The sequence below is a fragment of the Chryseobacterium taklimakanense genome (assembly GCF_900187185.1).
Classification (GTDB): Bacteria; Bacteroidota; Bacteroidia; order Flavobacteriales; family Weeksellaceae; genus Planobacterium; species Planobacterium taklimakanense.
The window spans coordinates 1,468,447-1,491,812 of record NZ_LT906465.1; the positions used below are offsets into that span (position 1 = coordinate 1,468,447).

The window sequence follows — 23,366 nt, forward strand, 5'->3', positions numbered from 1 at the left end:
TATACTGGACTATTTCAGACCATTGCCCTGATCATATTCATGCTTTTCTTTATCGGATTAATTATTTATGTTTTTAATAAACCTAAAAAACATTACGATGAAGCTGCCCATACGCCCCTTGAAGACGATGAAAAACCATTTAATTTATAAAAATTAAAATATTATGAAACAAAGAACACCTGTAGTAGTTAATATACTGATTATACTTGTGATTTTATTCGTTGTATACTACATGTTTGTACAGAATACTTCCTTTCTGGCTTCACCATTTTTCTGGGGAACAGTGGTAATCAGCTGCATCCTGGCACTCATCCACGGGGCTATTGGAGATTTGATCGAAAACAACAAATTCCAGAAACTGACCGCTGAAGAAAAAGCAGAATATCTTGTAAACAAAAAAAGACCATATTTGAGAACGCTTTGGGAAAGCGCTTTCAAAAAACAGTCTGCTAAGGAAGAGAAAGACATACTTATCGACCACGGTTTTGACGGAATCATGGAGCTGGATAATCAATTGCCAAAATGGTGGCTGGGATTGTTCTGGTTCGGGGTAGCTTACTGTATCGTTTACCTCTTCGCTTATGCATTCACAGATTTCGGAGACCCTCTCAAAGAGTATGATGAGGAGTACAAAGCACAGATCGCTTCGATTGCGGAATACGAAAAAACTGCTCCACAAATCACGATTGAGACCGCAGAATACTCAGCAGACAACATCGCTGAAGGTGAAATTGTCTTCAAAACAAACTGTGTTTCCTGCCATATGGATGGCGGTAAAGGTGGTATCGGTCCAAACCTGACAGATAACGCCTGGATCAACCAGCCTGAGAAAACCTTATTCAAAAACGTTTTCCACGTGGTATGGAACGGTTCACCAAATAACCCGGCGATGGTTGCTTTCGGCAAAAACGGCCAGCTTACCGGTAAAGACATCCAGAATGTAGCTGCATACATCTACCACATTAACCAGGAGCAAAAGCCAATCACGGTGGCTGAAGGCGGTGCTGCGCCACAGGGAACGCCTGCAAACTGGGAGAAATAATTCAAAATCATACTAGTAGGTAAAGCCATTTCATCTCTTTGAAATGGCTTTTTATGTTAAATATCATATTGATCTAAAGTTTAACGGCACAATTGTTACATTGTACCAATATTAAATTCGCTAAATTTGTGAAAGTTAAAACCTATATATAAAAAATGGATCAACAGGAAAAAGAGTTTACCTTTCGGGGAGGCCAAGGTCAGGTTGTAGATCCTGAAACATTCAGGGATACCGTAAATACAATGGACCAGTCCGGAAAGCGGAAATGGGTTTTCCCAAGAAAACCGAAAGGCCGGTATACCAATTACAGACTTTTGGTGAGCATATTTCTCTTGGCAGTATTTTTTATTCTTCCCTTTATCAAGATCAACGGAAATCCTTTTTTGTTATTAAATATCCTGGACAGGGAATTCTACATTTTTGGGCAGCCGTTTTATCCGCAGGATTTCTTTATCCTGGCACTGGGAGCTATAACATCCATCGTCTTCATCATTTTGTTTACAGTGGTTTTCGGAAGGATCTTTTGTGGCTGGATCTGCCCGCAGACTATTTTCATGGAGATGATCTTCAGAAAGATAGAATACGCCATCGAAGGTGACAGAAACAAGCAGATAAGGCTAGACAATCAGCCGTGGGACGCAGAAAAGATTTGGAAACGAGGCCTTAAATGGACGATATTCCTCCTGGTTTCACTTATCATTACCCACTTTATGTTTATGTATATTGTGGGTTACGAAGAAGTTTTCAGGATTATGAAGGAAGGACCTTTTGCCCATCCGTCAAACTTCCTGGTGATGATATTATTTACCGCTGCGTTTTACTTTGTTTTCGCATGGTTCAGGGAGCAGGTTTGCACGCTCGTTTGTCCTTACGGAAGGCTGCAGGGCGTACTCATCGATAAGCAGACCATCAATGTCTATTACGATTTTAAACGCGGTGAAAACCGGGCAAAATGGAGAAAAGGAGAAGACAGAAGAGCTGCTGGAAAAGGCGACTGTATCGACTGTAACCAGTGTGTCGTGGTTTGTCCTACCGGAATAGACATCAGAAACGGACAGCAGCTGGAATGTGTGAACTGTACCGCATGTATAGATGTATGCGACGAAGTGATGGAAAAAGTTGGTCTGCCTAAAGGCCTCATACGTTACGCCACGGAAGACGAGATCGAGCAGGAAAGACCATTCAAGTTTACGGCGAAAATGAAGGCATATACCGGAGTATTGACCGCCTTGGTTATTTTCCTTGGCTTTTTGCTTTACAACAGAGGTTCTATGGAAGCTAAATTCATAAAACCTGCAGGTTCCACATTCTTTGTGAAGGACGGAAAAATCACTAATATCTACAACTATACCATGCTCAACAAAACCAATGAGGACAAAATTGTAACGATCAAAGTTGTAGAGCCGGCACGCGGTACCATCACCTTCAGTGATACAGATAAAATCAAACTTAAAAAAGACCAGATTACAAAAGGTACAGTCAATGTAAGTTTCCCGGAAAAGGATATAAAACTTTCAAAACAGAACGTTACCATAGGAGTTTACGATGAAAAAGGAAAACTTCTGGATTCGTTTGAAACTTATTTTGAAGGTCCGTTCAAACTTCAGTTTTAAAATTATGTTTAAAAAATTCACTTGGGGGCACGGGGTTTTGGTAGCTCTCGGCGCCTTCATGATATTCATCCTCTCAATGATATTTATTTTTACGAGAGGGTGGCAGAATGCCGAGATGGTTTCAGACAATTATTATGAGGAGGAACTGCATTATCAGGCTGTGATTAATGCAAAAAATAATGCAGATGCACTGTCCCAGAAACCACTGTATTCACAATCAGCAACCGGGATCAGGATTGATTTTCCAAAAGATCTGAAAATTGATCATTCCACAGTCAATTTTCATCTATTCCGTACAGATGATGCTAAACTTGATGTAGATAAGAAAGTGACTTTGGATGCCGATCACTCGATCAGCATTCCGAAAAACGTACTTTTTCCAGGTTCTTACACGTTAAAAATTCATTGGGAACAAAACAAAAAACCTTACCAGGTTGATTACGATATTATATGGAAATAGCTCTCATCATCTCTGCAATTGGTCTGGGCTTCGCCTCCGGATTTCACTGTATCGGAATGTGCGGCCCTATCGCACTGTCGCTGGGTTTAACCAAAAGCCAGTCCATCAATTTTCATCTGCAAAACCTAACTTATAATTTCGGGCGTATTTTAACCTACGCGCTTCTCGGTGCTCTTGTCGGTATTGTAGGAGAAGGTTTCGAAATGGCAGGCGTACAAAAATATCTTACCATAGCCGTCGGTGCTTTGCTGATTGTTATGGCAATATTTTCTTTCGGGGGAAAAGATTTCGCCTCTCAAATTCCTTTAGTCTCTAAAATATTACTCAAAATAAAGATGTCTCTCGGCAAACTTTTGCAGAAGTCGGATTACAAATCGCGTTTTCTCACTGGTTTGCTAAACGGTTTTCTCCCTTGCGGAATGGTTTATATAGCGCTCACCGCTTCACTTGCTGCCGGTGGAATCTGGCAAGGTGCGACTTTCATGGCGCTTTTCGGCCTTGGGACGCTTCCGTTTATGTTTGCCGTGGTTTTAGCTGGAAATATGATGACGCAAGCCTTGAGAATTAGAGTTTTAAAAATTATTCCTTTCCTGATGATCATTCTTGGCGGGCTTTTCATTGTAAGAGGACTTGAATTGGGAATTCCTTACCTTTCTCCGAAAGAAGAGGCCCTGAAGGTCATTCACAACGATTCGAAAGAACATCAAAACGGCAACCACTCTACCTGCCATTAATTACATAATTCGATTTTTCTGTCATTTTAACTTTGGACTTAGATTTGAATCTAAAAGGTGACCTTAAAAATTTATAAAATGACAAAAAAATTCGGGCTTTGGTTCGCTGCTTTTTTGGCACTTTTACTCCAAAGCTGCTCTGTAAATACCGAAACAACTTACTACAAAGATTCCGCAACCAGCATGGAATCGAATGTCCTGATGGACCGCAGTACGCTTGGATTGTTGAGCATGATGGGTGATGCATCCGATGCGGTGAAAAAAACCGCTGGTGAAGACTTCAAGAACCTTACTACCGAGTGGAAGAGCCTCTACGACATCCAAAAAACAGGAAAAGTAGTAGTGAATCCCGACTCCGCGAAGGTTTTGAAAAAAGTGTTTATGAAGCTGAATAAATCGAACGGTGAACTGTTGGGCGTTTCGGTAAAATACGATAAACTGATGCCTCAAGAGGTGATGAGCCTTTTTGCACAAAACAGCCATCTGAAAAAAATGCCTTTACAGGATTTTGCCAAATGGAACGGGAATAAATTGACAATTGACACCGAAAAACTCAATGTGGCAGAAGCTTTACAGGAAATACAGAAAGTAAAACCTGATGGCAAAAGTGAAAAGCCAAAAACCAAGCAGGACTCTATAGAAGCCTACGGAAGACAGATGGCATCCGGAATGGTCGGGATGATGAAGATGGTTAATGTGAATATTACCAATACGCTGAAATTCCAAAAACCAATCAAATCGATTGAAGGAAAGCACGATTTCGTGGAACAGGTGGACAAAAACACGGTAAAAATCAACGTGCGTACCGCAGATTTGTGGGATGAGGGCAAAAAGCTGAAAAATAAGGATAAGCAAATCATCATTACTACAGAATAGAAAAAGATACTGACACAGACCTGATGATGCCGGCTGATAATAATCTAACGAAAAACTCTTTCCACAAAGTGGTCGAGAAAAAACGCAAAAAAGCCGTTTTCACTGGTCGTGAAACGGCTTCTTTTATTTTAGACCTAAAGATACTTTTAATTAATCAAATCAAATCTCGCATACTCAGCGATTTTTCCGGGAATTCGGATTCCTTCTTCGGTTTGATTGTTTTCCAGTAGCGCAGCCATGATTCTCGGTAAGGCCATTGCAGAACCGTTTAGGGTGTGTACCAACTGGGCTTTCCCTTCACCGCCTTTATATCTGCACTTCAAACGGTTGGCCTGGAAAGTTTCAAAGTTGGAAACTGAACTTACTTCAAGCCATTTTTCCTGCGCCGCGCTCCAAACTTCAAAGTCATAAGTCATCGCAGACGTGAAACCCATATCTCCACCGCAAAGTCTTAAAATCCTGAAAGGCAGTTCCAAGTCTGTCAAGATTCCTTTTACATGTTCCACCATTTCTTCCAGAGCTGCGTAGGAATTATCAGGATGTTCAATCCTTACAATTTCTACTTTTTCGAACTGGTGCAGACGGTTCAAACCGCGGACGTGAGCGCCGTAACTTCCCGCCTCTCTCCTGTAACACTGTGAAAATGCAGTATTTTTTACAGGCAAATCTTTTTCATCCAAAATGACATCACGGTAAATATTCGTTACCGGAACTTCTGCTGTAGGTATCAGGTAAAGATCATCTAATCCGACGTGGTACATCTGCCCTTCCTTATCCGGAAGCTGGCCGGTGCCGTAACCGGAAGCCTCATTCACCACGTGTGGCGGATTCACTTCCATATAGCCGGCATCAACATTCTTATCCAGAAAATACTGAACCAGCGCTCTCTGCAGCCGCGCTCCTTTTCCTAAATAAACCGGGAAGCCGGCGCCAGCGATTTTCACGCCCAGTTCAAAATCAATTAAATTATATTTTTTTGCGAGTTCCCAATGTGGAATTGCACCTTCGCCAAGGCCTTCTACATCGGTGGACTGGTACACGATTTCGTTATCATCCGCAGAAACTCCAGCCTTTACCAAATGGAAAGGCACGTTTGGAATTTGATAAAGAATATTTTGAAGATTGGTCTCAATCTCATCCAGCTGCTGTTTCAGCGTTTGGGAATTTTCTTTGAATTCTGCGGTTTTTGTTTTTGCAGCGTCGGCTTCTTCCTTTTTCCCCTCCTTCATTAAAAGCCCGATTTCCTTGGATATTTTGTTCATCTGAGATAGGTTCTCATCCAGCTCAAACTGTATTTTTTTTCTTACATCATCCGCAGCAATGGCTTCATCAACCAAATTGACCGGCTTGAAATTTCTTTTGTTTAATCCTTCTAAAACACGATCTTTATTCTCGCGCAAAAAGTTTACCTGTAACATTGTAATGGTTTTGAAATAGTTGAAAATACGGACGGCTGCCCGATTTTTTAAGAATACAAATTTACGAATTTATTTCACGATTGTAATGATGTTGGGCTGGCCTTCAACCTTCTGGAATATCTTGACATTATTATAAATGACAGAATTTATCTGGAAAACTTGCGGCGTATTATCGTAAAAAATTTCCATCCGGTCTTCCTCAACAGTAGCGGAATCAGAAGTTTTATACTGCACCGCGATATCGGATCTATAAATTTGGTGTGCATCAGTAGAATTTGGTTGAAGAATACGGTTTGCGCCGGCGATATATTCTAGAAATTTAGTACCGTCCCCATCTGTTTTGGAGTTCGCAGAAACCGAAACACGGTCACGGTCTGCAGCCAAATCCTTCAGTTCTACACTGTAAAACGATTCTGTATTTTTGTTGTTCAAAAGATCTGTTCCCGCAGAATTTTTAATGTAAATATGCAGAATCTGATCTATTTTTTGCAGCTCATCCACGCTTTCTCCGCGGCAGGAGAAAACAAAAATCAGAAGCCCTAAAAGTTTCAGAAATTTCATTTCGTAAAGATAAATATTTAATCAAAATAGGTTTGCTGCCAGACTTCAAAAGTTACCAGCTGCCAAATCTTGTTTAAATCTTCGGGTTTGTGGATACTATTTTGCCATTTTTCGATGGTGCTGTTGTTGAGGATATTCCTCTTTTTTAAGCTTTCGAGATGTTCTTTTATAAAATTCCTTAAACGCTGATCTTCCTGATACCACTGGAAAAACGGAAATGTAAACCCTTTTTTCTTCATTACTAAAACCTGCGCCGGCACATATTTTTCGGCAATTTTCCGAAGAAGCGGTTTATTGATTTTACCATTAAATCGGATTTCTTCAGGGATTTGAGCAACATATTCAATCAAATCATTGCTCAGATACGGATAACGGAACTCTACACTGTTTTTCATTGCGCTCAAATCGTCCCGGTAAGCATGATGAGACGCCAACGACCTGTACATATCTTCCAGAAAATAACTTTGATAGGTGGTATCAATTTTTGCTGAACCGATTTCCGGTGGTTTATGTAAAAAAAGTTCTTCGATTTCAAAAGGCTTCATTCCACCCTGCCCATTTCTGAAAAAATCCTGTGAATTTTTAAGGGAAAGGTAATTTTTTATTTTTTTGGTTTTGTGGGAGTTTCCTTTTATAAAATGTCTAAGAAACCTAAACCGCCTAATTTTCGTCCAGGTTTTAAATTTCATTAAATGCATATATCCCCCGAAAAGTTCATCGGCGCCGTTGCCTGAAAAAACTACTTTATAACCGTTCTTTTTGCAGAACTCAGTCGCATTAAGAAGTGATTCTATCGCTAGGTACGGTTCTTCAAAGTGCGCTATATTTTCTTTGAGATTTTTAATAATGTCATCAGCATCTATGTGTTCAACAAAATGCTTTATTCCGTTTTCTTTAGCAGTTAGTTCAGCATTTGAAACTTCATCATTTGCATTATGGTATGAAAGGGTAAAAGCTTTTAAAGAATCCTGATTTTGCTTTGCCAGAATGGTAACTAATGTGGAATCAATCCCGCCACTCATCATAGATATTACCGGAACATCCGCGAAAAGTTGTTGCCGGACATTCTTTTTTATTAGTTTTTCAACATTTTCAATAGCTACTTTTTCAGTAATAGTAGACTTTGTTTTTACAGGAATCTGATAGTATTTGTCAAACCTAAATTTTTCGGTATCCAAATCATAAACTGTAAACGTTCCCGGTTCCACGGAATAGATTTGCGTAAAGCATGTCTGCGGGCTTATGGTTGTTTGATATATAAAGTTGCTCTGAACGCCTTCCCAGTTGATTTCCGGTTTAATTTTTCCGCTTTTTAAAAGAGATTTAATTTCTGATGCCCAGAACAGTCCGTGTGCATTTCGAAAGTAAAAAAGTGGCTTTAGACCGACACGATCTCTGGCAAAAATTATTTTGTTATTGCTTTTGTCAAAGAGGCAGAAGCTGAACATACCGTCCAGTTTTTCAATAACATCTGTTCCCCAAACTTCATAACCTTTCAAAATCACTTCTGTATCTGAGTTACTGAAAAAATCTACTCCTAAGACTTCAAGTTCAGCCCTTATTTCCTTGAAATTATAGATTTCACCATTGAAGGTAATTACATTTTCGTTTTCAGAAATCATAGGCTGATGGCCTTTTTCTGAAAGTTCAATAATGCTGAGCCTGCGAAATCCGAATGCCAAAGATGACTGTGCATTAGCCGCTAATGGGGTTTGAGTCGCTTTTATTTCAGGCATGCTTTCTTCTCCGGCGAAGGATCTTCCGTCAAAGAAATAACCTTCATCATCAGGACCGCGGTGCTTTATAGCCTGGTTCATCTTCAAAATTATTTCTGAAGGCAGTATTTCTTTTGAATGAAAACCACAAAATCCGCACATAATTATTTTTTAAATAATTTTTGGTTCACCATATTCAGCAGCTGCTGAAATTCGCTTTGCGTAAAAAAAAGATCACTCCCTTTAAATGAAGCATTTTGATAAAATTTCCAAAAAAGTAAAAGCGAGGACACCGAATAAGACAGTGAAGTTACGATTCCTGCTCCGATCAACCCCCATTTGGGAATTGCGTAAAGCCCACAAAACACTGTAACTACCAGGCCAACAGCCGATTTTATATTTAAAATTTTCAGTTGATGTGTCGCTGCAAAATAATAACCGATAATGTCACTCACTGCAATCATCAAGATACCCGGCGACAGCACTACGATCACGTTTTTTACCTCATGAAAACTTTCTCCAAAAATAAGCATATAGATTTTTGTGGGGATGCTTAGTATCAGCGCTAAGAGTAGGACTGTAGCGAGAAAACAAAGTTTCACTGAAAATTTGGTTTTTGCAACCGAATCATGATGATCGGCATTATTGACAACATCTGAGTACAATACGAGAGCGAGGCTTCGGCTGACAGTCCAAACCGATTCTGAAAATGCAGCACTAACTGAAAAAACTCCAACACTTGCGACGCCTCTGAAAATCTCTAAAAAATAAAAAGACAGCCTGTAGTTAAGAAACTGTAGAAATGCACTAAGCTGCGTTTTCCAGCCATAGCTGAAAAGTTTTTTTACCGTAGATTGAGACAGATTCAGACGGGTGAATTTGATTTCCCGCCAAATAATCGCAAACATTATCAGCACCAGAACTAAATAACTGAAAATCTGAGCCTTGAAGTAAGTTTCCACAGATTCCCATTTAAAAACAAGAACCATTATACCAATTACCAAGAAATGAAGAATGTTCTGCATTGCCGAATATGCATTATATCTTTCAAGCTTCTTTTGACCGAGAAAAAGACTGATATTTGCTGTAAAAAGTGCAATGAGCACAGAAAGAATAATGAGATAGTGCAGATATTCCCTGCTGTGTTCATTAAAAAGCATAAATAAAGGCAGTGAAATTCCGCACACAACCGCCCATATATAAGCATAAGTGAGAATTTCACCCGGGGCAAGCTTTGCTGCAAAATAAGAGATACTGCTGCCAACGATGATATTGGTAAAAAAACCGATAACAGCCAAATCCGCGACTACAAGGGCAATAACTCCCCGACCTTCAGCGCCCCAAAAGTTGGTGGAAAAAATGATGATTCCGAAATTGAGCAGCATGATCAGTAACCTCGAAGCAAATGTCTGAAAAATAGATTTTGTCTTCATCTGCTCATTTTTATAAAATCAACAAAATCCTGACTTATTGCCTCCCAGTTGCATTTTTTCTCGAAATGTCTTCTGGCGTTCAGTGCTTGTTTCTGATAAAGTTCTGGATTTTCAATATAGTTAATAATGTATCTGCAAATTTTAGAGCTATCTTTAGGATTTACCAGATAACCAAAACCGGAAATGTTAATATGGTCTTTTATAGCTTTTAATCTGGAATAAATCACCGGTTTAGCCGAAGACATATAATAAAAGAGCTTTATGGGCAGTGAATGATGGTTTTCAAAATTCAGTTCCCGCAAATCAAAACAGAGATGAGCTTCAGAGAAAGACTGGGTGAAGTTTCTGAAATCAACTGGTTCTGATATTTTTATATCCTTTACAGAAGAACTTTTTATTAACTTTTTAAAATAAACTTCATCCTCACTGCTGATGGGTTTTCCAATAATTAAAGCTGAAACTTGCAGTTCTGGTCGTATTTTATGCAGTTCATTTAAAACTCTGAAAAAATTGCCAATCCCCTTTTCTTTGCTTAGTTGTCCAGTGTACGCCAAACATATTTTATCTTTTTGCAAGGGCACAAATGATTCGTGAGTATAATTTTTTGAAGGGTAATAAGGAAGAATAATCTGTTTTTTATACCAGAATAAATAGGAAAGCGGGAATCTTTTGGTTTTCTCCCCGAAAACAAACCTGTCCGAGAGAAATCCTGCGTAAATTTGAATTAAAGTGTAAAATAAAGTATAGAAAGGCCTTAGCAAGAAATTATGCTTACTGAGCATCGAGTTTGAAGGATACCATTCCGTAATATCATAGACGATATTCACCTTACTTTTCTTTTTGTAATTACTTGCAGCAACAACCGCAAGGGGTTCGGAACAGATAATGGTGTGAGGGTGGAAATTTTGGCAAATTTCCTCTAAGAAACGCCTTTTTTCTTCGATAGATTTGTCAATAATGGTACAAGCTTCAATCGTAATTCCATCGATTTCTCCCTGAAAATCTGAACATAAACTGCAAATCTTTACCGTGAAACCTTTACCGACAAGCTCTTTGGCCAGATGATAGAAAATCCGGTCATCGTCGTAATGGTGCGAAGTGGTAAGAAACAGTATCTTTTTGTTCATTCATACAAATATAGCGCAGATAAGCCAAAAAGAATGTTTGCTAATTAATTGAAAAGGAGGTTTCGTGTATTTTAAAATTAATCCACATAAATCCCAGCCCAACTTCTCCTCAAAGGCAAAAGGAAATCCGAAAGAAAAGCTACATAAGTTGATTTTGAAAAGTCGAAAACCTCGATATCATGTGAGATTTCGCCGTTTTTGAGCGCATTTCTGAAATCCTGGAGCTTCATGGTTTTCACCTCTCCATTTTCCACAAAACTGGCTTTCATCCGGTCGAATAAACCTAACTGAAACTCGGAGTCCAGTTCACGCATCAACCCGTTAAGGGAATCGATTGAGCAGCCGGATGCCATTTCTTTCTCCTCATCTACAGCGATGATAATGAACTGGTTTTTTTCTATTTTAAAAGAAGCTGAAAGCGGTTTGCCGTGTGCAGCCCAACCACCAAGAAAATCATACAGTTTTTCAGCGATGACCTTGCTTTCTTTGGATGTGAAAGGTCTGGATGCTGGATAAATTAAAACTCTGTAATCGTTGGTTTCTACTATTTCGGATTCTTCTATTTTCATATTTGTAGATTTCAGATGTCAGAATTCGATTTCAAACATCTGAGGATTGGATGTTAATTATAAATCTTCAGTTTCGGCCAGAAGCTCGGCAATATCTTTCACCTGTACTTCACCCTCTTTGTTGAAGTGCTTCACACCGTCGCTGATCATCGTCATACAGAACGGGCAGCCGGTTGCGATAACGTTGGGCTTTTCAGCTAAGGCCTCTTCGGTTCTTTCGACGTTTATGTCCCTGTTCCCTTTTTCAGGTTCTTTAAACATTTGGGCACCGCCGGCACCGCAGCAAAGTCCGTTTTGCTTGCAGCGTTTCATTTCTACCAGTTCGGCATCCAGTTTTTGCAGAAGCTGTCTCGGAGCTTCATATTCATCATTGGCTCTGCCGAGGTAACACGGATCGTGGAAGGTGATTTTCTTTCCGTCGAATTTTCCGCCTTCAATTTTCAGTCTTCCTTCCTGCATCAGCTCTTTCAGGAATTGCGTGTGGTGCATCACCTCATAATTTCCGCCCAAATTGGGATATTCATTTTTCAGCGTATTGAAGCAGTGCGGACACGCCGTCACTATTTTCTTTATCTCGTAAGCATTTAGGACTTCGATGTTTGTGTGGGCCATCATTTGGAAGACAAATTCGTTTCCGGCTCGTTTTGCCGGGTCGCCGGTGCAGCTTTCTTCCTGTCCCAGAACCGCGAATTCAACACCTATTTTATTTAAGATTTTGCAAAAGGCGCGGGTAATTTTCTTGGCACGGTCATCAAAACTTCCTGCACAGCCCACCCAGAAAAGTACTTCCGGCGATTTTCCTTCGGCAGCATATTCTGCCATCGTTTTAATTTGCATTTTCCTTCTGTTTTAGTAGTAAATCTGAGTAATAACTTTTCGCACTCTTGATGATTTCCACGGGAACTATCGTTGTATAGAAAGGGTTATTCTCATCATGGTTGATATATTTCCACTGGTTATTTGTGGATTGGTCTTTTAGGGCTACCGTAAGTGCCAGTTTGCTGATATTGAGCGTGGAATCGTTTACGAATTTTGCCTTCATCCCCTGCACTTCCATCATATTCACCATCATTTTTTTGGTGTCAGCATCAAATTTCTGGTTTTTAAAAGTCATCTCCATATTCATCGGGAATGAAACGAACGCATATTGCGAAGTACCGTCTTTATAAACATCCGAAACTTTGTAAGCACTGTCAGCGATTGGATTTAGTTTCATACTAAACTGGTCATTGCCTTCAAAAATCATTTTGAAACCATCAATCATCATTTGTTTTTCAAACTTTTCCGTAAGTGCCGGATGAGACATTTCCAGAATCTTATCATAGTTTTTCTGTTCCAAAAATGTCATGAAAGACTGTGTTTCTTTCAGAATCTGCTTTTGCTCAGGCGATTGTGCGAAAACAACAGCCGAAAAAAATAAACTGAAAAATAAAAGGAATTTTTTCATCTTTTATGTATTAATCGTTTGCCCAATTCAGGCGGTCGTTCTGATTATACTGCCACGGTGCGGCATTGTTTTCAATATTGTTGAGCATCAGCTGCCATTCGTGTGGCATAGATGATTCCTCCATAATCATATATCTTCTCAAATCAACAATGATGGAAAGCGGATCAATTAAAACCGGACAAGCTTCCGTACAGGCATTACAAGTGGTACACGCGCGCAATTCTTCACGACTGATATGATCATCGAGAAGTTTTTTGCCGTCATCGACGAATTTCCCGTTTTTGTTGATGTTTCTGCCCACTTCTTCAATCCTGTCTCTGGTGTCCATCATAATTTTACGCGGAGAAAGCTTTTTGCCTGTAATATTTGCCGGACAAACCGAAGTACACCGTCCACATTCAGTACAGGTGTAAGCATTGAGAAGCTGAACCTGGTTCAGATCAAAAATATCATTTGCGCCAAATTTTTCCGGAACTGCATTGGGATCTGCATCTGCCGGGGCAGCGTAAGGATCAGCGTTAGGATCCATCATCAGCTTAATTTCCTTCGTTACAGACTCCAGATTATTAAGTTCTCCTTTAGGCTGAAGCTTCGCGTACCAGGTGTTTGGGAAAGCGAATATGATGTGCAAATGTTTTGAATAATAAAGGTAATTCATGAAGAACAGAATTCCCGCGATGTGGAACCACCACGCAGCTCTTTCTGTAAACTGTAAAAATGGCGTTCCGAAGTTGAACCAATCCATGACCGGTGCAAACGCCGCTTGACTGATTGGGAAATAACCGTGTGCCGGAAAGACACCTGCACGCTGCAACAGTAAATCAGCTGAATTCATTGTGAAGAAGGCGGCCATGAGGGCAAATTCGATCACTAAAATCCAGTTGGCATCATTTTTAGGCCAGCCGAAGAGTTCTTTCATGGTGAGCCTTTTAACACCGTAAAAATTTCGTCGGATAAAGAAAATAACAACCGCAATAACAACTAAAAGTGCCAAAATTTCAAGCGTCGCCGTAAATGCCTTATAAAGCGTTTCCCCCAGAACTGAAGCTAAAAACCGGTGCGTCCCGAAAATACCGTCAACAATGATTTCTAGAAGTTCAATATTGATGATCACGAAACCCACATACACAAAAACGTGCAGCATTCCGGCAATTGGCCTGGCACCCATTTTACTTTGCCCAAGAGCTACACTCGTCATCATAGCCCAGCGTTCGCTGCGACGGTCGGACCGGTTGATCTCTTTACCGAGTTTGATATTCCGGTAGATTTCCTTTAAACTTTTTACAAAAAGCCCTATACCTGCAACAAGCAGAACAACAAAAAGAATATTGTCGATATACTGCATTATGATTATGATTTTTATTTACTGTTTTTACCGAAAACTGAGAAATTGACGTATCGTTTCGGGTTGGCCTTCATATCTTTCACCAGCTCATTGAGATTGGCTGATGTTTCATTTAGGTTTTGGTAAAGTTGTTCATCTTTTGCCAATTTACCAAGAGAACCTTCACCATTTTGTATTCCAGAAATAACATTATTAAGCTTATCAGAAGTGAGGCTCAACTTATCGATGGTATTGTTCAGCTTTTGAACATCTACCTGTTCTGCTACTCTTCCATATTTATCAATCGCAGTCCTGGCACTTATGGTCGCGAGATTGGCATTATCCAACATCTGCTGAATTCTTGGATCGTTGTTTGCAAGCAAACGGTTTGTCTGTTGAGAAGTACTCTCGAACGACGAGACAGTCCTGTTTAAGCTCGCCAGCAATGCCCGGATCTGCGCCTGATTTTGAGCATCGGTAATAGCATTGACATTAAGCATCAGTGAATCTGCTCTTTTCAAAACTTCCTGCAACTGATCCTTCACCGGGCCAACCTGAGATGAAATATTGTTCATCATCGACTCCCTGTAGCTTCCGGCAAGCGTGTCGCCGTCTTTAGCCATTTCTCCACCATATGCCAAATTTACTCTAACCTGTTTTCCCGACATCAATCCCGGTTCGAAAATTTCAATCTGAGATTTTTTTGAGAATTCAAAAGCGTCATCCACAAGAACTTTGAGTACAAAATGGATTTTACCGCTTTTATCCGTAATCGGTATAATCTTATCAACATGACCAACCTTTAATCCATTGATCGAGACTGGACTGGAAGGCTCCAGACCTTCTACGTTATCGTACTTTGCGTAGAAAATATTATCGGTCGTAAAAAGGCTTTTCCCCTTCATAAACTGAAAAAGAATTACAAAACCTATGATGGATATTACCGCAATGGCACCTGCTTTTATTTCTTTAGAAAACTTCACTTTAAAAAATATGATTTTATTACACAAATATATAACAAATATACGTAAAGGCTATATAAATTAAACCGTTGTAGCAATGCAAAAAGCGGCAAAAATCCTGCCGCTTTTCATAAATTATTTACAATATTTTACTGTGCAGTTTTGTTCCACACTTCAATTCTGTAATCTTTGATGTCTGCATTATCCTGCAGGCTCTTCATCAGTTGCTGGCCAAACATCTGTGCGTTTTGTGCGGCAATAGCTTCAGAAATCTGCTTCACATCACCCGGCTGCTTGTTTACAGTTTCAGATTTTTTAACCAAAACATAAACTCCGGTCATCCCTTCTACAGGATTTGACATTTTACCTTTCTGAACGCCAAACGCTGCTCCGGCAACTTTGGGTTCCATCGCCATACCCAATGCAGGGCTAAGAAGATTTACCTGTCCGGACTGTTTTTGTGTTCCGAAAAGGTTTGCAACCGCATCCAGCGAAGTGGCTTTCGCAGCCGTTATTTTTTCAGCAATTTTCTTAGCTGCCAACTGATTTTTTACAACCGGCTCCAACTGATCTCTCACAGATTCCGGATCTACAAGTCCTTCGTCCTGTTTGCCGTTCAGGTAAGCCACAATTCTGTCGCCGGTACCTTCCACAACAAAAAATTCAGAATCTCCTTTTTCTCTTTTCTTATCAAATGCCCATGCAATGATTGCTTCATCTTTATCCGTCCCAAGTCCCTGCAGCTGCCCGTCGAAACGCTTAACATTTTTTGGATTTGAAAACTGATAATTTCCTTTCTTAGCAATATTTGCAAAATCGTTGAAGGATTTACCCTGCGTTTGCTGGATGAATCTTCTCGCATTTTTATCAATCACGTTTTCAGTTGCTTCTGAAGGTTTTATCGCCTTAACAAGGTTGGCTACTTTATAGCCCATCGCTCCGGCTTTTTTATCCTGAATATTGATGATGTGATAACCGAACTGCGTTTCCACAACACCTGTCGCACCTTTAGGGTTGCTGTTCAGGTAAGCTAAGAATTCAGGCACGAATGGTGTTTCAGGTGTAGTCCACCCCAAACTCCCGCCTTGTGCCGCTGAACCCGGATCATTAGAAAGATTAAGGAACTCCGTGAATTTTGCAGGATTTGCCTTTACCACTGCCCCGATCGAATCGGCTAATTTTTTGGCCTGATCTTTTGATCTGGTAACGCCCTGTCCCGCCGGACTGTCTTTGTAAGCAATAAGGATATGTCTGGAGAGTGTAGAATCTGAGGTTTTCTTATCCAAAAGTTTAGACACTACGTAAAAATTCTGCTCTTTATAAGGTCCGAAAACCTGGCCCAGAGGCGCTGCAGCCACTTTATCTGCAATGGTTTGCGGAAGCTGTTCTTTTTTGAAGTACATTGGATTGAATGGCAAATCAGAATTCAGAGTAACGAACATAGAGTCGTTGGTTGTATTCTGGAAGTTCTCTTTGCCACCGCTCGCATCAGTTCCCTGGGTGAACAGTTTATTAAGTTCAGCCTGTGCTTTGGCATCGTCCTGTGCACTTGGAGTTGCCGGGAAATAAACCAAACCAATGTTTCTGCTTGCCTGTCCCTTGAAAGTATGCGGACGTTGTTTGATGTACGCCGCAAGATCTTCAGTAGTTACTTTTACCGGATTTTTTGCTAAAAAAGCAGCATAATCCACTTTAACATAATCGATATCGGCAACCTGGTCTCTCTGCCTCATCATTTCTTCCGCCTCTTTCTTGCTAACTGTAATTCCGGAAGAAACATTGGCAAAAAGCTGTCTTGCCATCATCCTGTATTCGATGGATCGTTTGGTTTTCAGCCATTGGTTGTATTCCTGTACGTTTCCGCTGCCTTCTAGTCCTTCGTAAAATTTTCTTACTTCCTGAAGTTTGAAATTTCCTTTTTCGTCAAAATATTGTGGATTCTGGGCAAACATTGGGTCGTACTGCAGTTGGCTCCAAAAGAAATCATCCGTCATTTTCAGGCCCATTTTCTCAAACTGCTGCTTGATGAGTTTGCTCTGCACCATCATCTGCCACGCCTGTTCTTCAAGGCCTGCTGTAGGCTGTCCCTGCTGTTGCGCCTGTTGCTGAAGAATAAAAAGCTGATCATTATATTCATCCCTGGTAATTTCCTCACCATTAACCTTTCCTAAAATATTTGGATTTTTACCGAAAACCTGATCAAATGTGTCCGGATTTACAAGAAACGCCAAAAGCGCCAACGCAATCACACCAACCATTAACCAGGATCTCTTTCTAATTTCCCCTAAAATCGCCATTATCTGTTATCTTTTTTATCAGTCTGCGAAAATACACATTTTTAACATATTAAGAAAAGATTTCAATATTTTTTTAATCCACCGCATGGGGCTAAGACAGTCGGTTTAAGGTAATTTTGTCAGATAAATAAACGCATTTCCCCTTGGCACAGGAATTGAGAAAAGTTTTAATTAAAACAAATGTTTACGGGGAATATCACACTTTTTCTGTGTTGTATCTCTTGTTTTCTTAACTTAAAAAATGACATTCTGTCATTAATATATTATGATTGAATTTGAAGATATTGATTTAGGAGAAATGCTGGATGCAGAATTCAGTATTGTAGCTGAGGAATTAAACTTATCTGACACAGAGGATAAACAGCAGAGCGATACACAAAAGGTGTTTCCAATTTTGCCTGTAAGAAATATGGTGATGTTCCCTAATGTGGTGATACCGATTACTGCGGGCCGCGAACAAAGTAAAAAACTGCTCGAAGAAGCGCAGAAAAACAATAATATCATAGGCATCATCAGCCAGAAAAATTCAAATGTTGAAAATCCGGAGGAAAATGATCTTTTTAAAGTGGGTACACTCGCGCGAATTGTAAAAATCATTGTTTTACCGGAAGGAAATATCACAGCCATAACCAAAGGAATTCAAAGGTTTAAAACCAAAAAATTCGTCAGCTCTTCACCTTATTTTACTGCTGAAATCGATACATTGAAGGATTCCGGAACCAAAAACAGGGACGAATACGAAGCGCTTTTGGAAAACATCAAGGATTTAGCATTGAAAATCATCAAGCTGGATCCCAACATCCCGAATGCGGCCAACTTTGCCATAAACAATATGGGCAATAATGAGGATCTGCTGAATTTCATCTGTACCAACGCCAACTTTTCTTCACTTCAAAAACAAAATTTACTCGAAGAAAAAAGCTTGATGAAACGCGCCCAGAAATGCTACGAACTGATGCACGACGATTTCAGGAAACTTCAGCTGCGCGACCAGATTCATCAGAAAACTTCCAAGGATTTAGATAAACAGCAACGCGAGTATTTCCTGAATCAGCAGATGAAAACCATTCAGGAAGAATTGGGCGGCGGTGCCGAAAGTGATGCCGACGAACTGCGTGAAAAAGCCAAAAAACTACATTGGACGACGGAAGTTCAGGACCATTTTGAAAAAGAACTTGCCCGCTTGCAAAGGCAGCATCCGAATTCCCCGGATTACAATGTTCAGCGCAATTACCTGGATTTCTTCACAGATTTGCCGTGGGGAAATTATTCAAAAGACACTTTTGATATCGTAAAAGCTGAAAAAGTGCTGGACAAAGCACATTTTGGTCTTGAGGACATCAAAAAAAGAATTTTGGAACATATGGCCGTGCTGAAACTCAAAAACAACATGAAATCTCCCATTTTGTGTTTGGTAGGCCCTCCAGGAGTTGGAAAAACGTCGCTGGGGAAATCTGTTGCAGATGCATTGAGCAGGAAATATGTTCGGGTTTCTCTCGGTGGTTTGCACGATGAAAGCGAGGTTCGCGGCCATAGAAAAACATATATCGGTGCGATGGCCGGAAGAATTTTGCAGTCCGTCAAAAAATCCGGAACCTCGAATCCGGTAATTGTTTTGGACGAAATTGACAAAATCGGACAGGGAATTCACGGCGACCCGAGTTCGGCACTTTTAGAGGTTCTTGATCCTGAGCAAAATAACGCTTTTTACGACAATTATCTGGAAATGGGTTACGACCTTTCAAAAGTGATGTTCATCGCGACAGCGAACACACTTTCAACGATTCAGGGACCGCTTTTGGACCGGATGGAAATCATTGAAATTGCCGGTTACACTTTGGAGGAAAAAATCGAAATTGCCAAACGCCACCTCATCAAAAAACAGCAGGAAGAGAACGGCCTGAACAGGACTTCCTTCAAACTTGGAAATCCCGAACTGAAACATATCATCGATGCACATACTTCTGAAAGCGGCGTAAGGACTTTAGACAAAAGAATTGCCGCTATTTCACGCTGGGTTGCGCTGCAAACCGCAATGGAAAAAGATTATGACCCAAAAATTTCCGTCAAAAAAATTGATGAAATCCTGGGTGTTCCAAGGCCTCGAAGTCTTTCTGAAATCACTGGGGTTCCGGGCGTTGTAACCGGTTTGGCGTGGACTTCTGTTGGCGGTGATATCCTTTTTATTGAAAGTATCTTAAGCAGCGGAAAAGGAAACCTTACGATGACCGGTAATCTCGGAAACGTGATGAAGGAATCTGCAACAATTGCTTTGGAATACATCAAGGCGAAACACGAAGATTTGGGAATTTCCAAAGAAGATATTGAGACACACAACATCCACGTTCACGTTCCGGAAGGCGCGACCCCGAAAGACGGTCCATCTGCCGGAATCGCGATGCTGACTTCGATGGTTTCAAGTTTTAAAAACAAAAAAGTAAAACCGCATTTGGCGATGACGGGCGAAATCACACTGCGTGGCAAAGTGCTTCCTGTAGGCGGAATCAAGGAAAAACTTTTGGCCGCCACCAGAGCCGGGATTAAAGAAGTAATCTTGTGCGACGCGAACAGAATGGATGTCGAAAAAATAAAAAAAGATTATCTGAAGAATCTGAAAATCAGCTATGTAAAAAGGATGAGCGACGTGATTGATTTAGCGATTGAGAATTAATTTTTATAATTATACAAAAGAATACCACATTGCCAAAGTTTCAAATTTTGGCAATGTTTTTTTATCATGCAATCTTTAAGGTATTTGATAAAACTTTTTTGAATCGCCGTTTCATAAAAAAGAAAAAACCCAGGAAATTAAAATATCCGAAGATTTCGCTGCTCCCGAAGTGGAAATCATTGTTTTAGCCAAAAATTCAAAAACATAATATCTTAAAACCGTAATTTTCATTCTGACATTGCTATCAAACGGGTAAAACATTTAGATCTACTCGTGAATTCAGGTCAATTCTTTTTTACAAAATAAAGACAATCAGGAACTTGTATTGCAAATAAACTTTACAAGAACTAAAAAATCCTTTTACAAGCATTACAGGAATTTCAAGCGGAACTTTGACTCAATAAAACCCCTAAAATTTACCGTTATGAAATCAATTCATTTAAAGCTGGCCGCTTCCGCCATTCTTCTTTCTGCAGTTTTTTCATGTAAAAAAGGTGAAGTTGCTGCGAATGCAGTTCAAACCTCAACTGCTGATTACGCCGTAGTTTCTGACAGTGTTTCTATGGCCGCCACTCAACAGGTTGCTGACCGGAAATTTGTAAAAACTGCCGACATTAATATGGAAGTTAAAGATGTTTACGAGGCCACAATTTTTATTGAGAAACAATTGAAAGAATTGGGCGGATTTGTGACCGTGAGCAGACTTAACAGCAATGTGATTTCGGAAGATACTTTTGAAACATCAGATTCCGAAGCAACTTTGGTGAAAAAATATCAAACCGAAAACAGGATCCAGGCCCGTGTTCCGAGTGAAAAACTGGGCGATTTCCTAACGCGCATTAATGATAAAAAAATGTTTCTGAATTCCAGAACAATTCTGGCGGAAGATGTTACCAACAATGCGAAAATTGCGCAACTGGAGAAACAAAAACTCGAAAAAACCGGTGAGGTTATCGGCAAAATGAAAAACAGCGGCGACAAAGTAGACCGCACCGAAAATAACCTGGAACAACACAACCAGCAGCAAATTGCAGACATCACCCTTGCTGATGACCTGAATTACAGTACCGTAGACATTTACATCAAAGAACCCAAAATACGTGTAGCCGAAATCCTGGTAACCAATACCAAAAACATCGATAATAAATATAAATTCACTTTCTTTTACGATGCTAAAAATGCTTTTGTGGAAGGATTTTATATCATTCAGAGATTACTGGTGGGCTTAATTACAATTTGGCCTTTGATGCTAATTCTGGGTTTTATGGTTTACTTTTTAAGAAGAAAAAAAAGTGGTCTTTCAGAAACCTGAAAATGAATAATCTTACATTTAATAAAAAGACAACCTTCGAGATTTTCGGAGGTTTTTATTTTGCGTAAATTTGCCAAAATTTAAGATTGAGGATGCTCACAATCTCAAATTCAAATCTCAAATTTCAAATCATTTATGCTACCAAAAATAAATCCGGAACAAACCAAGGCGTGGGGCGAGCTTTATGCCCATTTCGAAAAAAATGATTTTGACCTACGCACACTATTTCAGTACAATCCGAACCGTTTCGACGAATTCTCCATAAAAAGAGAGAATTTCCTTTTCGATTACTCCAAAAATTTAATTGACGGGAGAACAAAGGAACTTCTCATAAACCTGGCAGAAGAATGCCAGTTGAAGGAAGCAATTTCCGCCATGTTTTCCGGAGAGAAAATTAATGAAACCGAAGGAAGAGCAGTTCTGCATACGGCTTTGAGGGATTTTTCGGATAAAGAAATACTGGTTGACGGCGAAAACATCAAACCGGGAATTAAGAAAGTTCTGGAGCAGATGAGATCATTCTCCGAAAAAGTGATTTCAGGCGAACACAAAGGGTTTTCTGGAAAAGAAATTACGGATGTCGTAAACATCGGAATCGGCGGCTCAGACCTCGGTCCGGTGATGGTTGTCTCGGCGCTGAAACATTATAAAACGAGACTGAATGTTCATTTTGTCTCAAACGTGGACGGAAACCACATCGCCGAAGTGTTGAAAAACTTAAATCCGGAAACTACGCTGTTTATTGTGGCTTCGAAAACATTCACCACTCAGGAAACGATGACCAACGCACATTCTGCGAAAGACTGGTTTTTGAAGGCCGGAAAGCAGGAGGACGTAGCAAAGCATTTTGTGGCTTTATCAACTAATATTGAAGCAGTTAAAACCTTCGGAATTGCAGAAGAGAACATCTTCGAATTCTGGGATTGGGTTGGTGGAAGATATTCTCTTTGGAGTGCGATTGGTTTAAGTATCGTTCTTGCGGTTGGCTACGAAAACTTTGAAAATTTACTGAAGGGCGCTTTTGATACCGACCAACATTTCCAAGATGCGGATTTTGCTGAAAACATTCCTGTTTTGATGGGGCTTTTAGGAATCTGGTACCGTAATTTCTGCGGTTCGCCGACTTACGCTATTTTGCCGTATTCTCAATATCTTGACCGTTTCGCGGCTTATCTGCAACAAGGTGACATGGAAAGTAATGGAAAATGCGTGGACCGAAACGGTGAATTTGTACAGTATGAAACCGGGCCTATTATCTGGGGGGAGCCAGGAACTAACGGTCAGCACGCTTTTTATCAGCTGATACATCAGGGAACGGAGCTTATTCCGGCAGATTTCATTGCCTATGTAAAATCCTGCAACCAGGTTTCTGATCATCAGGAGAAACTGTTGGCAAATTTCTTCGCACAGACAGAAGCCTTGGCTTTCGGAAAAACTGAAGATGAAGCCGAAGCAGAATTAAAAGCTTCAGGAAAATCTGAAGAAGAAACAGAACGGCTTTTAAATTTTAAAGTCTTCCACGGAAATACACCGACCAATTCGTTCTTATTCAATGAATTAACCCCATTCTCATTAGGACAGCTGATCGCACTTTATGAGCATAAAATATTTGTTCAGGGTGTCATTTGGAACATTTTCAGTTTCGACCAGTTTGGTGTGGAGCTGGGGAAAGTCTTGGCAGGAAAAATTCTTCCAGAACTGGTTTCGGATGATAAAATTTCCACGCACGACAGTTCGACCAACGGTTTGATCAATTATTTCAAAAAACATAAGTAATTTTAACGTATAATCTGATTAAGTAAAAA

The 23,366-nt window shown here is 40.1% G+C and carries 20 protein-coding genes; 9 read left to right on the top strand and 11 right to left on the bottom strand.

The window, feature by feature from the left end:
- Positions 1-39: 39 nt before the first annotated feature.
- The 6 genes from CKV81_RS13695 to CKV81_RS06995 all read left to right on the top strand — a co-directional run bounded on the left by CKV81_RS13695 (position 40) and on the right by CKV81_RS06995 (position 4,725).
- On the top strand, positions 40-150 hold the full coding sequence (locus tag CKV81_RS13695; RefSeq protein WP_407641684.1) for a cbb3-type cytochrome oxidase subunit 3: 111 nt from the start codon (positions 40-42) through the stop codon (positions 148-150).
- Positions 151-163: 13 nt separating this feature from the next.
- The gene (locus CKV81_RS06975; RefSeq protein WP_095071805.1) at positions 164-1,042 is read left to right on the top strand and encodes a c-type cytochrome; all 879 of its coding nucleotides are present in this window, start codon (positions 164-166) and stop codon (positions 1,040-1,042) included.
- A 155-nt stretch (positions 1,043-1,197) separates the two neighbouring features.
- Entirely contained in the window at positions 1,198-2,655 is a 1,458-nt protein-coding gene (gene ccoG / locus CKV81_RS06980) for a cytochrome c oxidase accessory protein CcoG (protein ID WP_095071807.1), read from the top strand.
- Positions 2,656-2,659: 4 nt separating this feature from the next.
- Entirely contained in the window at positions 2,660-3,115 is a 456-nt protein-coding gene (locus CKV81_RS06985) for a FixH family protein (RefSeq protein ID WP_095071809.1), read from the top strand.
- The gene (locus tag CKV81_RS06990) at positions 3,106-3,849 is read left to right on the top strand and encodes a sulfite exporter TauE/SafE family protein (RefSeq protein ID WP_095071811.1); all 744 of its coding nucleotides are present in this window, start codon (positions 3,106-3,108) and stop codon (positions 3,847-3,849) included. The genes CKV81_RS06985 and CKV81_RS06990 overlap by 10 nt, the downstream gene beginning before the upstream one ends.
- Before the next feature lie 78 nt (positions 3,850-3,927).
- Positions 3,928-4,725: a hypothetical protein gene (locus tag CKV81_RS06995; RefSeq protein WP_095071813.1), complete on the top strand. Its 798-nt coding sequence runs from the start codon at positions 3,928-3,930 to the stop codon at positions 4,723-4,725.
- A 146-nt stretch (positions 4,726-4,871) separates the two neighbouring features.
- Here the strand turns inward: CKV81_RS06995 and serS are convergent, their stop codons facing one another.
- The 11 genes from serS to CKV81_RS07050 form a co-directional block, all read right to left on the bottom strand.
- Complete coding sequence (gene serS, locus CKV81_RS07000) at positions 4,872-6,143, bottom strand: serine--tRNA ligase (RefSeq protein ID WP_095071815.1); 1,272 nt, start codon at positions 6,141-6,143, stop codon at positions 4,872-4,874.
- Between the two features lie 69 nt (positions 6,144-6,212).
- On the bottom strand, positions 6,213-6,704 hold the full coding sequence (locus CKV81_RS07005; protein WP_095071817.1) for a hypothetical protein: 492 nt from the start codon (positions 6,702-6,704) through the stop codon (positions 6,213-6,215).
- Positions 6,705-6,721: 17 nt separating this feature from the next.
- Complete coding sequence (gene asnB, locus CKV81_RS07010) at positions 6,722-8,521, bottom strand: asparagine synthase (glutamine-hydrolyzing) (RefSeq protein WP_258453842.1); 1,800 nt, start codon at positions 8,519-8,521, stop codon at positions 6,722-6,724.
- Between the two features lie 62 nt (positions 8,522-8,583).
- Positions 8,584-9,852 (bottom strand): oligosaccharide flippase family protein, encoded by a 1,269-nt coding sequence (locus tag CKV81_RS07015; RefSeq protein ID WP_095071821.1) that lies wholly within the window; start codon positions 9,850-9,852, stop codon positions 8,584-8,586.
- A complete protein-coding gene (locus tag CKV81_RS07020) occupies positions 9,849-10,979 on the bottom strand; it encodes a glycosyltransferase (protein ID WP_095071823.1) in 1,131 nt (376 codons plus the stop codon). The genes CKV81_RS07015 and CKV81_RS07020 overlap by 4 nt, the downstream gene beginning before the upstream one ends.
- A gap of 77 nt (positions 10,980-11,056) precedes the next feature.
- On the bottom strand, positions 11,057-11,548 hold the full coding sequence (locus tag CKV81_RS07025) for a hypothetical protein (protein WP_095071825.1): 492 nt from the start codon (positions 11,546-11,548) through the stop codon (positions 11,057-11,059).
- 57 nt (positions 11,549-11,605) lie between these two features.
- Positions 11,606-12,385 (bottom strand): (Fe-S)-binding protein, encoded by a 780-nt coding sequence (locus CKV81_RS07030; RefSeq protein ID WP_095071827.1) that lies wholly within the window; start codon positions 12,383-12,385, stop codon positions 11,606-11,608.
- Positions 12,375-12,995, bottom strand: a complete 621-nt coding sequence (locus CKV81_RS07035; RefSeq protein WP_095071829.1) for a hypothetical protein — start codon at positions 12,993-12,995, stop codon at positions 12,375-12,377. The genes CKV81_RS07030 and CKV81_RS07035 overlap by 11 nt, the downstream gene beginning before the upstream one ends.
- 10 nt (positions 12,996-13,005) lie before the next feature.
- On the bottom strand, positions 13,006-14,340 hold the full coding sequence (locus CKV81_RS07040; protein WP_095071831.1) for a (Fe-S)-binding protein: 1,335 nt from the start codon (positions 14,338-14,340) through the stop codon (positions 13,006-13,008).
- A gap of 14 nt (positions 14,341-14,354) precedes the next feature.
- Entirely contained in the window at positions 14,355-15,302 is a 948-nt protein-coding gene (locus CKV81_RS07045; protein WP_095071832.1) for an MlaD family protein, read from the bottom strand.
- Between the two features lie 128 nt (positions 15,303-15,430).
- Positions 15,431-17,578, bottom strand: a complete 2,148-nt coding sequence (locus tag CKV81_RS07050; protein WP_095071834.1) for a peptidylprolyl isomerase — start codon at positions 17,576-17,578, stop codon at positions 15,431-15,433.
- A 265-nt stretch (positions 17,579-17,843) separates the two neighbouring features.
- On the opposite strand from CKV81_RS07050, the gene lon reads away from it, so the two are divergent.
- The 3 genes from lon to pgi all read left to right on the top strand — a co-directional run bounded on the left by lon (position 17,844) and on the right by pgi (position 23,337).
- Complete coding sequence (gene lon / locus CKV81_RS07055; RefSeq protein WP_095071836.1) at positions 17,844-20,249, top strand: endopeptidase La; 2,406 nt, start codon at positions 17,844-17,846, stop codon at positions 20,247-20,249.
- A gap of 424 nt (positions 20,250-20,673) precedes the next feature.
- Positions 20,674-21,561: a DUF4349 domain-containing protein gene (locus CKV81_RS07060; RefSeq protein WP_095071838.1), complete on the top strand. Its 888-nt coding sequence runs from the start codon at positions 20,674-20,676 to the stop codon at positions 21,559-21,561.
- A 135-nt stretch (positions 21,562-21,696) separates the two neighbouring features.
- A complete protein-coding gene (gene pgi, locus CKV81_RS07065; protein WP_095071840.1) occupies positions 21,697-23,337 on the top strand; it encodes a glucose-6-phosphate isomerase in 1,641 nt (546 codons plus the stop codon).
- The last annotated feature ends 29 nt before the right edge of the window (positions 23,338-23,366 follow it).